The sequence below is a fragment of the Kribbella aluminosa genome, from assembly GCF_017876295.1.
GTDB lineage: Bacteria > Actinomycetota > Actinomycetes > Propionibacteriales > Kribbellaceae > Kribbella > Kribbella aluminosa.
In genome coordinates this window covers 3,662,290-3,677,184 of record NZ_JAGINT010000002.1, presented here as the reverse complement: position 1 = coordinate 3,677,184, position 14,895 = coordinate 3,662,290, and the positions used below count along the sequence as shown (strand labels likewise).

The following is a 14,895-nucleotide window of genomic DNA, read 5'->3' as shown; positions in this document are numbered from 1 at the left end:
GTCAGTCACCTGCAACTCCTATCGGGCTCTTCAACGGGATCCGCACCCGGACCCGGAATCCTCCCACGGGTCGCGGGCCGATCTCGCTCTCGCCGCCGAGCAGCGCGACCCGCTCGCGGATCCCGACATGGCCGAGCCGGCTGCCGACCGGCGCGTGCTTGGGCCGGCCGTCGTCCAGGACCTCCAGCTCCACCGCGTCACCGAGGTAACGCAGCGTGAGGTGTGCGCTGCGGGCGGTCGAGTGCTTGCGGACGTTCGACAGCGCCTCCTGGGCGATCCGGTACACCGACACCGAGACCGTCTTCGGCAGCTCGGCCGGCGCCCCGATCTGGTGGAACCCGACCTCCAGGCCGAGCCCGTTCGCCTCCGCGATCAGCGCCGGCAGCCGGTCCGCGCCCGCCTGCGGCGCCTTCGGGTCCGGCGTACCGACGTCGAGGTCGGGATCGGCCGCGCGGAGCATGCCGAGCAGCTGGCGCATCTCGTTCACCGCGCTCCGGCTGGAGTCCTCGATCACGTTCAGCGCGTTCTTCGCCGCGGCCGGGTCGGCGTCCATCACCCGGCGCGCACCGCCGGCCTGGATGCCGATGCTGCTGATGTGGTGCGCGACCACGTCGTGCAGTTCGCGGGAGATCCGCAGCCGTTCGTCGATCACCGCGCGCCGGGCGTTCGCCTCCTGCTGTGCGGCGAGCTCGGTCGCCTGTTGTTCCAGTTCGAACCGCTGCCGCGCGGTCGCCCACGCCGTACGGCCCCAGAAGTACGCGCCGAAGAAGTACAGGACGTTCAGCGAGAGGGCGATCATCACGTTCGAGACGTACGGCGAGAACAACCCGTGGTTCGGTCCCGCGAGCGTGTTCGCCTGCAGCGCCTTGACGAAGTTCAGCGTCAGCCAGCCGAACATCGCGACGAACACCAGCCCGACCGCGGCCTTCATCACCCGCCGGTCGCGGGCCCAGGCGACCGCCGCGTAGACGGCCATGAACATCGTCGACTGGGTGACCAGGTTGCCGCTGAACGCGAACGTCGCACGCTGCCCGTTCACGATGAACAGCACCGCGACCGCGAGCAGCACCGGGATCGGCCACCGGCGCCGGAAACACAGCGGCAACGCGACCGCGGCGCTCAGCACGTACGGCTCGACACCGCCGATCCCGAGGCTGACGTGCACCGGTGACCCGCCGCGGGCGAGCTCGGTCCCGAACACCCCGGCGACCGCCATCCCGAGACCGAGCAGTACGTCGTTCCGCCGCTCGCGGGCCGTCGGCGCCGGCCGGGTCCAGCCGCGGACCGCGGGACCGGATCCAGCGCCGGATCCCGGAGCGGACGCGGGCGGCGTACCCGGTTCGGCATCCGTACGCAGCTCAACGGTGGACATAGCTCATCAGCCTACGGGTGGAACGCTGCTGAGCGGCGGCGCGTACCCTTGGACGCGTGACGATCGCCCCAGAAGGACGGAAACTGCTCAGGCTCGAGGTGCGCAACGCGGAGACCCCGATCGAGCGCAAACCCGAGTGGATCAAGACCCGCGCCAGGATGGGCCCGGAGTACCAGGCGCTGCAGAAACTCGTGAAGTCCGAAGGACTGCACACGGTGTGCCAGGAAGCCGGCTGCCCGAACATCTTCGAGTGCTGGGAGGACCGCGAGGCGACCTTCCTGATCGGCGGTGACCAGTGCACCCGCCGCTGCGACTTCTGCCAGATCGACACCGGCAAGCCCGAAGCCCTGGACCGCGACGAGCCGCGCCGCGTCGCCGAGTCGGTCCGCACGATGGGCCTGCGGTACGCGACCGTCACCGGCGTCGCCCGCGACGACCTGGACGACGGCGGCGCCTGGCTGTACGCCGAGACCATCCGCCAGATCCACGAGCTCAACCCGGGCACCGGCGTCGAGATGCTCGCGCCGGACTTCAACGCCGTACCGGAGCAGCTCGCCGAGGTGTTCTCGTCGCGGCCCGAGGTGTTCGCGCACAACGTCGAGACCGTGCCGCGGATCTTCCGCCGGATCCGCCCCGGCTTCCGCTACGAGCGGTCGCTGGACGTCATCACCCAGGCCCGCGACTACGGCCTGGTCACCAAGTCGAACCTGATCCTCGGCATGGGCGAGACCCGTGACGAGGTCAGCCAGGCACTCAAGGACCTGCACGCGGCCGGCTGCGAGATCATCACGATCACGCAGTACCTGCGGCCCTCGGTCCGGCACCACCCGGTCGAGCGCTGGGTAAGGCCGGAGGAGTTCGTCGAGCTCGACGCCGAGGCACAGGAGATCGGATTCGCCGGGGTCATGTCCGGTCCGCTGGTACGGTCCTCGTACCGCGCCGGGCGGCTGTACCGTCAGGCGGTCGACTCACGCATGAACGCCGCTCAGGCATAAAAGGACAGGGTAGAGATGGCCAAGAACGACGCCCCCGAGGAGAAGACCAGCAGGCTGAAGCAGATCCTGCAGGCCTACCAGATGACCAGGAAGTCCGACCCGAAGGTCGGACTGGTGCTCGCCGGGATCTTCCTCGGTATCGTCGCGCTGGCCGTGCTGGGCGGCTTCCTCGTCGGCCCGCTGCTGGTGTGGATCCCGCTCGGTGTCGCGGTCGGCTTCCTGGCCACGACGATCATCTTCGGCCGCAAGGTCGAGAAGGCGGCCTACAGCCAGATCGAGGGCCAGGCCGGTGCGGCCGCGTCCGCGCTGCAGACGCTCCGCCGGGGCTGGAACGTGACGCCGGCGGTCGCGGTCACGAAGAACTCCGACATCGTGCACCGCGTGGTCGGCCGGCCGGGGATCGTGCTGGTCGGCGAAGGCCAGGCCAGCCGGGTGAAGAACCTGCTGGCCGCCGAGGCGAAGAAGCACAGCCGGGTGGCCGGCGGGGCCCCGGTGACGCAGATCGTCGCCGGTCAGGGTGAGGGTGAGATCGACATCCGGAAGCTGACCAAGCACGTGATGAAGCTGCCGGCGGTCATGCAGCCGTCCGAGATCACCGACCTGCTGCAGCGGCTGAAGGCGCTGGACGCGGTCCGTCCGCAGGTGCCGATGCCGAAGGGGCCGGTGCCGACAAGTCTGAAGGGTGCCCGCCAGGCCATGCGCGGCCGGTGACCAAACTGTAACCAAGAGGCATGTCGGGCAGTTGAACTGTTCAGACATGCGCCGTGGGGAGGCTGGTTGCCCTTAGAGTGCGACCAGGACGGGATTACAGGGGAACAGACGACATGACGGACCTCATGCCGGCGGCGGTCCATCAGCCGGTGACCGAGACGTGGCCGACGCTGGCCCGGCCGCGTTCCAATCCGGTACGCCGGTACGGCGCCGCGACCGCGATCCGGCTGATCGCCAGGGACCTGCCCGCCACGATCCACCTGGACAGCAACCGGTCGTACGGGCTGGGAGGCCCGGCGATGCGAGTGCACCGTACGGCGGCGTTCCTGGACCGGCTCGGGCAGGACGCCGGGTCCGGATTCGGCGAGGCGTACCTGGCCGGCGACTGGGATCCGGAGCCGGGCACCGACCTGGCCGACCTGCTGGTGCCGTTCGCGGAGCGGTTCAGCAACGAGGAGACCCGGCACCTGCTGCCGAAGTGGGCGCAGTCGCTGCGCTGGCTGGTCACCAGGTCGCAGCCGGGCGAGCAGGAGAACGACCGGGCCGGCGCCCGGGAGAACGTCAGCCGGCACTACGACCTGAGCAACGCGATGTTCTCGGAGTTCCTGGACCCGACCCTGACCTATTCCTCGGCGTACTTCGGGGACGCGGCCGCGGCGGATCTCGCGACCGCGTCGTACGACGAACTCACCGCCGCGCAGCTCCACAAGCTGGACTCGATCCTGGACGCGGCCGGTGTGCGGTCCGGGTCGCGGGTGCTCGACATCGGCTGCGGCTGGGCCAGCCTGGCGATCCGGGCCGCGCAGCGCGGGGCCTGGGTGACCGCGATCACGATCGCCTCCCAGCAGGCGCTGCTCGCCCAGCGCCGGACCGCCGAGGCCGGCGTCGGCGACCGGGTGCAGGTCGCGCTGCGCGACTACCGCGACCAGATCGGCGAGTTCGACGCGGTGCTGAGCGTGGAGATGATCGAGGCGGTCGGCGAGAGGTACTGGCCGGTGTACTTCGACGCGATCGAGCGCCGGCTGGCGCCGGGCGGGGTCGGCGTCGTGCAGGCGATCGTGATGCCGCACGAGCGGATGCTCGCCACCCGGAACACGTTCACCTGGGTGCAGAAGTACATCTTCCCGGGCGGCCTGATCCCGTCGATCAAGGTGATCGAGGAGGTCACCGCACAGCACACCGGGCTGCGCGCGGACGTGATCCGGCACCTGGGCGCGGACTACGCGCGGACACTGCGGATCTGGCGGAACCGGTTCGTCGACCAGTGGCCGGCGATCGGCGCGCTCGGGTTCGACGACACGTTCCGGCGGATGTGGGAGTTCTACCTCGCGTACTCCGAGGCGGGCTTCCGGACCGGGTACCTCGACGACGTACAGCTGCTGCTGACCCGGCGTTAGCGCCGTACGACGACGGTCTTGGCGGCCAAGTCGTGCAGGCCGCGGCGCTCCCGGTCGTACACGACTGCCGGGATGACCAGGCAGATCAGCAGGCTGCGGACGATCCCGGCCAGCAGCCCGGGCGGCCCCGGGTACGTCGTGCTGTCCCGGACCGGGGCTACCCGCAGGCCGCAGAGCCGGTGCCCGATCGTGCTGCCGACCAGGCCGGCCAGGATCGCGGACATCGCGAAGAACGCGGTGGTGTGCATCAGGCTGTAGTTGTTCCCGCCGGCCCACATCGGCCGGCCGGTCAGCGCGGACGCGATCAGTCCCGCGATCAGCCAGTCGATCACCAGCGCCAGCACCCGGCGGCCCCAGGTCGCGACCGAGCCCGGACCGTCCTTGGGCAGCCCCAGCCGATTGCCCGGGTGACGGAATTCTCCGGAGGGTCCGGTTGCGGGCGTCGCGGATGATGCCATGATGGCTAGCCTACGGACACGTTCGGGGACGGCCCTGTGGGGGCCGCGATATCTCAGGGCGTAATCGCCGTGCACCAGTGGGTCAGCGCGGACACGCTGGGCGTAACATCCGCGAAACATCAGGGTCACGACGGAGAAACCGGCAGGCCCTACGTTCAGATGAATCTCTGAGCCACCCTAGGAGTACGTATGTTTTCCAGCGCGGAGGAGCTGCTCGCCTACGTCAAGGACGAGGGCGTCGAGATCGTCGACATCCGCTTCTGCGACCTTCCGGGCATCATGCAGCACTTCACCGTCCCGGTGTCGTCGTTCGGTCCCGAGGTCTTCGAGGAGGGCCTGGCCTTCGACGGTTCGTCGGTGCGCGGGTTCCAGCAGATCCACGAATCGGACATGAAGCTGCTGCCGGACCCGACCAGCGCGTTCATCGACGAGTTCCGCAGCGCCAAGACGCTTGTGGTCAACTTCTTCGTGCACGACCCGCTGACCGGCGAGGCGTACTCGCGGGACCCGCGCAACATCGCCCGGAAGGCCCAGGAGTACCTGAAGTCGACCGGCATCGCGGACACCGCGTTCTTCGCGCCGGAGGCCGAGTTCTACGTCTTCGACGACGTCCGGTTCGAGACCAAGGCGAACTCCGCGCACTACTCGATCGACTCGATCGCCGGTGCCTGGAACACGGGCCGGGTCGAGGACGGCGGCAACCGCGGCTACAAGGTCCGCTACAAGGGTGGCTACTTCCCGGTCGCACCGACCGACCACTTCGGCGAGCTGCGCGACGACATCACGCTGGCGCTGGAGCGGTCCGGCCTGATCGTCGAGCGCGCCCACCACGAGGTCGGTACGGCGGGTCAGGCGGAGATCAACTTCCGCTTCGACGAGCTGCTCAAGGCCGCCGACGACGTGATGAAGTTCAAGTACATCGTCAAGAACACCGCCTGGAAGGCCGGCAAGACCGCGACCTTCATGCCGAAGCCGATCTTCGGTGACAACGGCTCCGGCATGCACTGCCACCAGTCGCTGTGGAGTAACGGCGACCCGCTGTTCTACGACGAGTCCGGGTACGGCGGCCTGTCCGACATGGCCCGCTGGTACATCGGCGGCCTGCTCAAGCACGCCCCGTCGCTGCTGGCGTTCACCAACCCGACGGTGAACTCGTACCACCGCCTGGTGCCGGGCTTCGAGGCGCCGGTCAACCTGGTCTACTCGTCGCGGAACCGCTCGGCCTGCATCCGGATCCCGATCACCGGCTCGAACCCGAAGGCCAAGCGCATCGAGTTCCGCTGCCCGGACCCGTCGGCCAACCCGTACCTGGCCTTCTCGGCCCAGCTGCTGGCCGGCCTGGACGGCATCCGCAACAAGATCGAGCCGGCCGACCCGGTCGACAAGGACCTCTACGAGCTGCCGCCGGAGGAGCACGCGGGCATCGCGCAGGTCCCCACCTCGCTCCCGGCCGTGATCGACTCCCTCGAGGCCGACCACGAGTTCCTGCTCGAAGGCGACGTCTTCACCTCGGACCTGATCGAGACCTGGATCGACCTCAAGCGCGACAACGAGATCGCCCCCATCCAGCTCCGCCCCCACCCCCACGAGTTCGAGCTGTACTACGACGTGTAGCCAGCAATAGGCCTCTGACCTGCGGCGGAGCAATCATGACCGCCCCTCGTTCCGTGGCTGTTCCGTGAGACCTTCGACCCGTGCCGCCAGCACCGCACCAACGGCGGCGCGGGTCGACTCGTCTGCGTCGGGCCACAGGTGCCCGTAGGTGTCGAGCGTCGTCTTCGCGCTGGCATGCCAGATGCGTGCCTGCACGACCTTCACGTCAGCGCCCGAGTTGATCAGCAGTGATGCCAGGTAGTGCCGTAGATCGTGGAACCGGAAGCCCTCCGGCAGCCCCGGCACCAGGCAGCCCCCGCAGTCCTTCGCGTGGTCCTGAGGCAGCGGCTTGACGTGCCGCTTCCGGACCGACCGCATCGCCCGATCGATCGACCACGGGGACGCCTGTCCCTCGGTGCCGTTCGTCACGAGCCACTCGCTCCCCCACCGCGCGACCGCCGCCGAAAGCTGCAGCGTCAGCTGGGACGGGATCGGGATCGGCGTCTTGGACGCCTCGGTCTTCAAGTCCTGCGCCGGCCACTGCACGGCAGGCGTCACGATCCCGCGCATAAAGTCCACATCCTCCGTCCGGAGGCCGCACGCCTCAGCGGTCCGCAGACCGACGAACGCGCCCAGGAGTACCGCGGGCTGCAGGTGCTTCGGGAACGCGTCGTACAGCGCCCACACCTGCTCGGTGGTCGCACAGTAGGGGCGCTGCTTGCCTGCCGGTGGCGACGTACGACGGCTGCACGGGTTCTTCGGCAACAGGTTGTCGTGTACGGCGTCGCTCATCACCTGCGACAACCGGGCATGCAGCGCGTACACGTAGCTCTGCTCGTATCCGTCGCTCTTGAGCGAAGCACACCAACTGCGGATCGCGGACGGCCGTACGACGTTGAGTGGCAGGTCCCCGAACTCCTTCGTGATCAGGGCTACGTGCGTCTTCGCTTGCCGGACCGTCGAAGCGCGCCGAGTGGCGTACCCCTTGAGCCACGTGGTGCACCACTGGTCGACCGTGACCTTCGCGTCCGCGGGGGTGATGTACATCCCGCGACTGACATCTGTCTCCTGTGTCGGCCAGTAGCGGTCAGCGTCGATCTTCTTGGCGAACGCCTTCGTCCGCTCCCGCCCGCCGTCCTCGTGCCATACGGCCAGCCAGCGCTTCCCCTTGCCGAACCGCGCAGTCGGAACCTTCGTCTTGTTGCCCTCGGCGTCCGCGACCGTTGTGTTCCACAGATCCTTGGTGAACCCCATCAGCCAGCCCTCCCCTGCTGTCCGCGCGGCATGATCCGGCGGAGCCGCGCGGTGTAGACCCATCGCTGTACCGACTTCAGCGGATAACCCGTCTGCTCGGCGATCGCTACGTTCGGCCGTTCCCCCCGAAGAATCGCCGCACTGTACGCACGCGCCACCTCTCGGAGGAACTCGTCAGTGAGGCCGTCCGCGGGGCCGGCCTGCAGCCGGAACTCCCGATCGCTCTTACGGAGTCCTCGCCACTTCGCCCGTGCGGCAGGGGCGACCCGCATCACGCGCGGAGATCCCTTGGCCGCTTCAGCGTCTTCGTCAGTCAACAGGCGATCGCGGCATACGACGGCCCGGTCGACACCATCAGGTAGGTACTGACTGACGAAGCTGGAGACCACCCAGTCACCTTCGGCAATCTGCCGCTCGAGATTGCCGAAGGTGGAGCTGAAATGCGAGGCCAGCGTTGATAGGTCCGGCGCCGGAAGATTCATCCCGTGGCGAAGAAGGTCGGCCTCAAGATTGATGAACTCCTCGATCTGCGCGAGCGGCACGTCTCGAAGATCCCTCGCCTCAAGGGCCGCTGTCTCGTGGCTCGCATCGATGTAGAACTCGCTGATACGTAGGCGCTCCTGCGCATCACGCATGCGCACGTACAGCACACCGGGTAGGCCCACATCGTCGACCGCAACCCAGCCGCCGAATCCAAACGACACTCTCATGACGAGTACGTTACTCGAATCTTCGAGTATGTCAACGGTTGTACTCGGTATCTCACGCAACCTACCGTGCGAGTAGGAAGAGAAACCTACTCGATTGGATGACCATGGCAGACCGATTCATGACGACCGCCGAGGTTGCCGAGGTATGCAGGACGCCCGCGGAGACCGTCAGATTCTGGCGTCATGTCAACAAGGGGCCGAAGAGCTTCAAAGTTGGCCGTCGCGTGCTGTACGCCGTCGAGGACGTGGAAGCCTGGTTGGCCGAGGCGCGCCAGGCCGCCAGCGGACCGGACGCGGCATGAATGGCAAGAGCCGCGCTAACGCGGCCCCTGCGAGCAACGGCGACGTGACTCGACACCAAGCTACACGACCTCGCCCCCAGTCCGGCCTCCAAGCCGCCCTGAACGAGGCGACAGCCCGGGACCTGCTGCACCATGCCCGCGAGGCGGCTGCGGACATCCTGCGCCCCGGTGACTTCACCGGCGGCCGGACAGCCGAAGAGATCGCCCAGCACAACCGCGAGAACTTGGCAGCGCTTGAGTCCTTCCGCGAGCGCATCGAATTCTTGAGCGCGAGCGACGAGATCACCGGCGAGATCCACGTACTCCTCAAGGAGGCGCTCCGGTGAGGCGCATCCAATCCACCTACATAGTGGACGCCGAGCAGACACGACTGCGCTTCTTCCAGGACCTCCTGAGCCAATCGTTGGCCGCCACGTTCTTCGACCGGGCCGAGGCTCTCGAGTGGGCGCGTCCACGAACGACCGACTTCAACGGCCGTGCGACCGCGGCAGAGCTGGCCGAACGTGACGAGCGACTGCGTGTAGACGCCGAACGGTGCCGCCGGCACGCGGAACTGTTGCTGTCGAGCCGCGCAGACGCGTACGCCGACGACGTTCGCCAGGTACTCGCGGAGGCGTCATGAAGGCCATCGTGTGGGCGACCGTCGATGAGGCAGCAGGCCTTGCTGTCGTCACAGGCAAAGGTCATGACGTACTCGTGCACGAGATCGCACCCAACGCGCCTTGGTCGAGAGCCGGCCGCGGCTGGTTGCTCAGCCTTCCTGAACTCGGCGACCTGTGCTGCTTGTGCCAGGAGGAAGGCGCCATCTTCCGTGAGCGGGTCAAGAGATGACGTGGGCGAAGTACGGCGTCGAGTTCTTCGACCAGTGCGCAGACTTCGGTCTGTCCGACGCCGCGGTCCGCACGCACACCGAAGCACTCCACTACCTGTACCGGCTCGAGGACATGGAGATGCGGATCCTCAAGCACCTGGTGCGCAGGTTCGCCGGGTCTGCTGACTGGGAGCAGGCAGCGAAGGATCTGGTTGCTCACGGCTTCTGGCGTGATGAGGGTGACGCGTACGTGGTCGAACACCACGGTGACGTGTTCCGCCAGTCCCTGTTCGTACAGCTCAAGCACCGTGACGACGAGCGCGAGAGACAACGGCGCAAGCGTGCCAAGGACGAGCGTGATGTTGCTGCCAACAACCAACCCAACGTTGGTACCAACGTCACGCCAACACAGACAGACAGACATACAGACATACAGACGCCATCAACAGGAGACGTTGGGATGTGCAGTGGATGCGGCACCCCGATCGACTCAGGTGCGTGGTACGCCCACACCGGCAGGCATCCCGGCTGCGCCACTGCGGAGGTGTCATGACCTACCGACTGCACGCCGTTGCTGCCCGCAAGCTCGCGGAGGCCATCGCGAAGGAGCCGGGTGAATCCTGCCGACACTGCCAGGGCACAGCCGGCGCCTGCGGAACGAAGTGGTGGCTGTCCGGCCGCCGGTGCTGCGCGAGCTGCGACCACACGCCCTCCCCGGAGTGACTGAGTTTTGGATTGGTGACCGCGCCATGACCCGCAGTCAAACTTTTTTCTCCCCAGCATTAGAGGGGGGATGCCCTGAATGCCCGCCTGCTTCGTTGGTGCCCTCAACGCGACCCCTGCAGCCCTGCGGCACGTTCGCGGCCTACAAGCGGCACAGGAAGGCCGGGGAGACGCCTTGTGAGGCCTGCCGTGCCGCCAGTGCGGAGCGTTCGCGCCGTCGCTACCACGATCCCCAGTCCGGCGACCGTGCCCGCAAGCTCAAGCAGTACCGCGAAAGGAACCCACGATGAGCAGGACCATGAGCAAGGCACTCGAGGAGGCACTCGGTTCGTTGTCGGCGTCTGACAAGCGAGCACTGGCGACCTGCGCCACCGAAGCGAACACGCCGTGGCTTGGCCGGCTGCTGGCGGGCCTCGCGATCGAGTGCGCGCGGCTCGATACCGAGGAGATCGCCACCCTGCACGCGCACGAACGCGAGCATGATGCCGAGGTCGAGCGGCTTGCCGAGTCCGCAGAGTGGCCCGAGAACCCTCTACAGCTGTAGAGTCGTTCGTGGAGTGGAAGTCGAGCTCCAGCGCCACGCACCTGTGCTGCTGTCGGTCCCTCGCCGTAAGGCGGGCCGCCGATTCCCGGCAGGTTCGGCCCGCTGGACCTTGGTTCTCCGCTCTTGTGCGTCAGTGCTCGGTGAGTAGTCCCGAGGTTGTCCGGTCGAGAGATCTCCCGGTCCACGGCGGCTAGAGCCCCCAATGACCTTTCGCCGCCCCTTGTCGGCGACCTCCCCTCTGGAGACCCACCCATGAGCAGCCTCATCGACCAGTATCTGGAAGAGCGCGGTGTGAACAACTGGACGCCGGGCCAACCGCTCCTGCCTTACGTGCTGGCCCGGCGCGATGCCGTCGCCGCCTGCCTTCGTGACATGGAGCGCCGCGGCGGCGACGGCAGTCCGGAATCTCGGCAGTTGAAGCGCGCTGCCACTGAGGGCCGGGCCTACCTGTCCAAGATCGACGAGCGGATCGCTGAACTCGAAGAGATCGAGACCCGCAACGACGCGACTGCGAAGCACAACGTCGAGATCAGGGCGCACGAGGGTCGCGGCTACGTCACCGACGCCGCGGTCTACAACGACCCGCACAAGGTCCCGGACAGCCCATCGTTCTTCCGAGACATGCGATCCGCTCGTCTCGGTGACGCCGATGCCGCCGACCGTCTGCGGCGCAACACCGCGGCCCGTGGCCTGGAGACCCGCGTCGGTGACATGAGTACGGGCGCCGGCACCGGTGGCCAGTTCGCGCCGCCCGCGTGGCTGGTGGATGAGTTCGTGGCATTGGCCAGGGCGGGGCGGGTGACGGCGGATTTGATGCACAAGGAGCCGCTTCCGTCCGGCGTCAGCTCGATCAACCTGCCGACCGTTGCCTCCGGCACCTCGACCGCCGTGCAGGCGACGCAGAACACCGTTGTCCAGGACACGGCGGCCACGACCAATGCGGTGTCTTCGGGCATTACGACCGTCGCCGGAAAGCAGATCGTGAGCCTGCAGCTGCTGCAGCAGTCCGGCATCCCGTTCGACCGGGTGGTCCTCGGTGACCTGTCCGCCGACTACGCCCGAACGCTCGACGTGCAGGTGCTGACTGGCTCGGGCGCCTCGGGCCAGCTCCGCGGACTGGCGAACGCGGCCGGCATCACGACCGTCGCGTACACGACGGCCACCCCGAAGGTGATCGACGCCACCACGCCAGCAAACTCGCTGTACAACGCGATCGTCCGGGGGGTCAACTCGGTCGCCACCCAGCGGTTCATGCCGCCGACAGCGATCGTCATGCACCCGCAGCGCTGGTCGTGGATCCTGGAGGCGCTCGACTCCAGCAGCCGTCCGCTTGTCCTATCCCAGGGTGGCGCGTTCAACCCGCTGGGTGTCGCTGGTGAAGTGGTCGCGCAGGGTCAGGCCGGGGTGCTGCTGGGCCTGCCGGTGTACGTGGACCCGAACATCCCGACCAACCTCGGCGCGGGCACCAACCAGGATGCCGTCTGGGTGTTGCGGGCGGACGACTGCAACCTGTACGAGTCCCCGTTGGCGCTGGAGAGCTTCGAGGCGACGTACGCGGATCAGGCGTCTGTGCTGTTCCGGGCGCTCAGCTACTCGGCGTTCATCCCCGACCGCTACGGCAAGTCGCTGGCGCTGATCAGCGGCACCGGCCTGGTCACCCCGACCCTGTAACCGCACTCCGCTACAGAAAGGCGGGGCGGGATGCCCATTTCCAAAATCGCGATGGACATCATCGCGAACGACCGGGCCTCGGACACGCTGAAGAAGGTCGCCGGTGAGCTGCGGCATACCGGCGACCAGGCGCAGCGCTCGAGCGGCGGGTTCGACAAGTTCAAGGCGGCCGGCATCGCTGCCACCGTGGCCGTAGGTGCTGCTGTCGTCGGCTTCGGTAAGGCCTCGGTCGACAAGTTCAAGGAAGTCGGCGGGCAGGTCATGGGCCTGCAACGGGTCATGGGCGGCACAGCCGAACAGGCATCCCGGCTCCGGTTCGCGGCGGAACAGTCCGGCGTGGGCTTCGACACTCTCTCGAAGTCCACCGGCAAGTTCGAGAAGGCGCTGGTCGCGTCCAACGACGGCGGCAAGAAGGCCTCGGCGATGATCCTGCAACTGGGCTTCAACTTCCGTGACGCTCACGGCCACATCTTGCCGATGACCACTGTCCTGCCTGAGCTGGCGGACAAGTTCAAGGCGATGCCGAACGGCGCGGAGAAGACCGCGCTGGCCATGAAGCTGTTCGGGAAGTCGGGCGCGGACATGATCCCGTTCCTGAACAAGGGCAAGACCGGCATCGAAGATCTGATGAAGCAGACCGACAAGTACGGTCTCACCCTGACCGGCGCCAACCTCGACGCGCTGAAGAAGTCGAAGGCCGGCCAGCGGGAGTGGAACGCGACCCTGGACGGCCTGAAGGTCCAGTTCGGGGCGCAGATCCTCCCGATCCTGAACAAGTTCGTCGCGATGCTGCGTGACAAGGTGATCCCGTTCGTCACGAGGATCACCGGATTTATGTCGACCCACAAGGATATGGTCGGCAAGGTCGCGAAGGGGATCGTGATCCTGGTCGCCGGGATCAAGGCTTGGACCGTGGTGCAGGGCGTCCTGGACGCCGTCCTGACCGCCAACCCGATCGGTCTCGTAGTCATCGCCCTCGGCCTGCTGGTTGTCGGCCTGATCTACGCCTGGAAGCACTCGCAGACCTTCCGCACCATCGTCATCACCGTCTTCAACGCCATCAGGGACACCGCGTTGTCCTGGTGGAACACTTTCCTGCACCCGATCTTCAACGCCTTCGTGTTCGTGGTGACGACGGTGTGGCAGAAGGTGCAGGCCTGGGGCGCGATCCTGAAGGGCGTCTTCAACGCCATCAAGGAACCCGCTCGAGCGGCGCTGGCATTCGTCGTCGCCCGCTTCCTCGATTTCGTCGGCGCCATGATCAACGGCGCCGCCAACGCCTTCGGCTGGGTACCGAAGATCGGCCCCGCACTGAAGGCGGCAGCGAGCCACTTCAACACCTTCCGCGACTCGGTGAACAACGCGCTGGCCGGGGTGAAGGACCAGACCGTCACGGTGGCGCTCACCTACACCTCCGGTGGCATCTCACGGACCATGCTGCCCGGCAGCTCGACGCCTGGCCGCAACGCGACAGGTGGACCGATCCGAGGTCATGGCACCGGCACCTCCGACACGGCCGGGGTGTGGGCGCTGTCCAACGGCGAATGGGTGATCAAGACCAGTTCGACGAAGAAGTACGGCGATCACGCGATGGCGTCGGTCAACAACGGCACCGCCACGATCATCCCCGGCTTCGCCACCGGCGGAAGCCCAGGCCTGCACATGCGGACCGCGATCCCCAGCACCGCCGGTACCGCCAAGGCGGTCGAGGCACATGCGGCGTCGATGGCCGGGCCGTTCGCGGCCATGTTCGCCAAGACCCTCACCCAAGCTTCCGCAAGTGCCTCGAGCGCTGCGGGAGCCGGTTCGGGTGTGCAGCGGTGGAGCGCGGTCGCCCTCGCTGCCCTCACTGCTGCGGGCGCTCCGTCGTCGTGGCTGGGCTCCCTGCTGCGGCGGATGAACCAGGAGTCCGGCGGTAACCCGCGGGCGATCAACCTGTGGGACTCCAACGCCAAGGCCGGTACGCCGTCGATCGGCCTGATGCAGACCATCGGCCCGACCTTCAACGCCTACGCGGGCGCGTACCGCAGCCGCGGGATCTACGACCCGTTCGCGAACATCTACGCCGCGATCAAGTACACGATCTCGAGGTACGGTTCCGGCCCCGCCGGCTGGAACCGCAGTGGCGGTTACAAGCACGGCACCAACTACGTCCCCGAGGACCAGTTCGCCTATCTCCACAAGGGTGAGGCGGTGATCCCGGCCGCCTTGAACCGCCAGCACGGCGGAGACATCAACATCTATGTCACCGTCCCTGTCGGCGGTGACCCCGTGGGGACCGGTAGGGAGATCCTGCGGGCACTCAAGGCCTACAAGGTCACCACCGGCAACCGGGCACTCAACCTCTGAACGCA

16 protein-coding genes are annotated in these 14,895 nt (G+C 67.3%); 12 read left to right on the top strand and 4 right to left on the bottom strand.

Translation table 11 applies throughout. The annotated features are described in order from the left end of the window. Position 1 precedes the first annotated feature (1 nt). Positions 2-1,372 carry a sensor histidine kinase gene (locus tag JOF29_RS38685; RefSeq protein WP_209699268.1) on the bottom strand — a complete coding sequence of 457 codons (1,371 nt, stop codon included), beginning with the start codon at positions 1,370-1,372 and terminating at the stop codon, positions 2-4. 56 nt (positions 1,373-1,428) lie between these two features. On the opposite strand from JOF29_RS38685, the gene lipA reads away from it, so the two are divergent. The 3 genes from lipA (at position 1,429) to JOF29_RS38670 (ending at position 4,475) form a co-directional block, all read left to right on the top strand. Further along, positions 1,429-2,367 (top strand): lipoyl synthase, encoded by a 939-nt coding sequence (gene lipA / locus JOF29_RS38680; protein ID WP_209699267.1) that lies wholly within the window; start codon positions 1,429-1,431, stop codon positions 2,365-2,367. 15 nt (positions 2,368-2,382) lie between these two features. Continuing rightward, on the top strand, positions 2,383-3,078 hold the full coding sequence (locus JOF29_RS38675; RefSeq protein WP_209699266.1) for a DUF4191 domain-containing protein: 696 nt from the start codon (positions 2,383-2,385) through the stop codon (positions 3,076-3,078). Between the two features lie 113 nt (positions 3,079-3,191). Further along, a complete protein-coding gene (locus tag JOF29_RS38670) occupies positions 3,192-4,475 on the top strand; it encodes an SAM-dependent methyltransferase (protein WP_209699265.1) in 1,284 nt (427 codons plus the stop codon). On the opposite strand, the gene JOF29_RS38665 is transcribed toward JOF29_RS38670, so the two are convergent. Further along, complete coding sequence (locus tag JOF29_RS38665; RefSeq protein ID WP_209699264.1) at positions 4,472-4,933, bottom strand: RDD family protein; 462 nt, start codon at positions 4,931-4,933, stop codon at positions 4,472-4,474. The two genes, JOF29_RS38670 and JOF29_RS38665, sit on opposite strands and share 4 nt — an antisense overlap. Before the next feature lie 189 nt (positions 4,934-5,122). Here JOF29_RS38665 and glnA point away from each other — a divergent pair, with 189 nt between their 5' ends. Next, positions 5,123-6,547, top strand: a complete 1,425-nt coding sequence (gene glnA, locus JOF29_RS38660; protein ID WP_209699263.1) for a type I glutamate--ammonia ligase — start codon at positions 5,123-5,125, stop codon at positions 6,545-6,547. Positions 6,548-6,580: 33 nt separating this feature from the next. On the opposite strand, the gene JOF29_RS38655 is transcribed toward glnA, so the two are convergent. Both JOF29_RS38655 and JOF29_RS38650 read right to left on the bottom strand, forming a co-directional pair. Continuing rightward, the gene (locus JOF29_RS38655) at positions 6,581-7,780 is read right to left on the bottom strand and encodes a site-specific integrase (RefSeq protein WP_209699262.1); all 1,200 of its coding nucleotides are present in this window, start codon (positions 7,778-7,780) and stop codon (positions 6,581-6,583) included. After that, on the bottom strand, positions 7,780-8,490 hold the full coding sequence (locus JOF29_RS38650; protein ID WP_209699261.1) for a hypothetical protein: 711 nt from the start codon (positions 8,488-8,490) through the stop codon (positions 7,780-7,782). Before JOF29_RS38650 ends, JOF29_RS38655 begins: the two co-directional genes overlap by 1 nt. A 104-nt stretch (positions 8,491-8,594) precedes the next feature. On the opposite strand from JOF29_RS38650, the gene JOF29_RS38645 reads away from it, so the two are divergent. The 8 genes from JOF29_RS38645 (at position 8,595) to JOF29_RS38610 (ending at position 14,890) form a co-directional block, all read left to right on the top strand. Continuing rightward, on the top strand, positions 8,595-8,792 hold the full coding sequence (locus tag JOF29_RS38645; RefSeq protein WP_209699260.1) for a helix-turn-helix transcriptional regulator: 198 nt from the start codon (positions 8,595-8,597) through the stop codon (positions 8,790-8,792). After that, positions 8,789-9,118 carry a DNA replication complex GINS family protein gene (locus tag JOF29_RS38640; protein WP_209699259.1) on the top strand — a complete coding sequence of 110 codons (330 nt, stop codon included), beginning with the start codon at positions 8,789-8,791 and terminating at the stop codon, positions 9,116-9,118. The genes JOF29_RS38645 and JOF29_RS38640 overlap by 4 nt, the downstream gene beginning before the upstream one ends. After that, on the top strand, positions 9,115-9,414 hold the full coding sequence (locus JOF29_RS38635) for a hypothetical protein (protein ID WP_209699258.1): 300 nt from the start codon (positions 9,115-9,117) through the stop codon (positions 9,412-9,414). The genes JOF29_RS38640 and JOF29_RS38635 overlap by 4 nt, the downstream gene beginning before the upstream one ends. Then, the gene (locus tag JOF29_RS38630) at positions 9,411-9,623 is read left to right on the top strand and encodes a hypothetical protein (protein ID WP_209699257.1); all 213 of its coding nucleotides are present in this window, start codon (positions 9,411-9,413) and stop codon (positions 9,621-9,623) included. Before JOF29_RS38635 ends, JOF29_RS38630 begins: the two co-directional genes overlap by 4 nt. Beyond that, entirely contained in the window at positions 9,620-10,156 is a 537-nt protein-coding gene (locus tag JOF29_RS38625; RefSeq protein WP_209699256.1) for a hypothetical protein, read from the top strand. Before JOF29_RS38630 ends, JOF29_RS38625 begins: the two co-directional genes overlap by 4 nt. Positions 10,157-10,624: 468 nt before the next feature. Further along, positions 10,625-10,870, top strand: a complete 246-nt coding sequence (locus JOF29_RS38620) for a hypothetical protein (RefSeq protein ID WP_209699255.1) — start codon at positions 10,625-10,627, stop codon at positions 10,868-10,870. A 252-nt stretch (positions 10,871-11,122) separates the two neighbouring features. After that, positions 11,123-12,541, top strand: a complete 1,419-nt coding sequence (locus JOF29_RS38615; RefSeq protein ID WP_209699254.1) for a phage major capsid protein — start codon at positions 11,123-11,125, stop codon at positions 12,539-12,541. Between the two features lie 30 nt (positions 12,542-12,571). Beyond that, on the top strand, positions 12,572-14,890 hold the full coding sequence (locus tag JOF29_RS38610; protein WP_209699253.1) for a phage tail tape measure protein: 2,319 nt from the start codon (positions 12,572-12,574) through the stop codon (positions 14,888-14,890). The last annotated feature ends 5 nt before the right edge of the window (positions 14,891-14,895 follow it).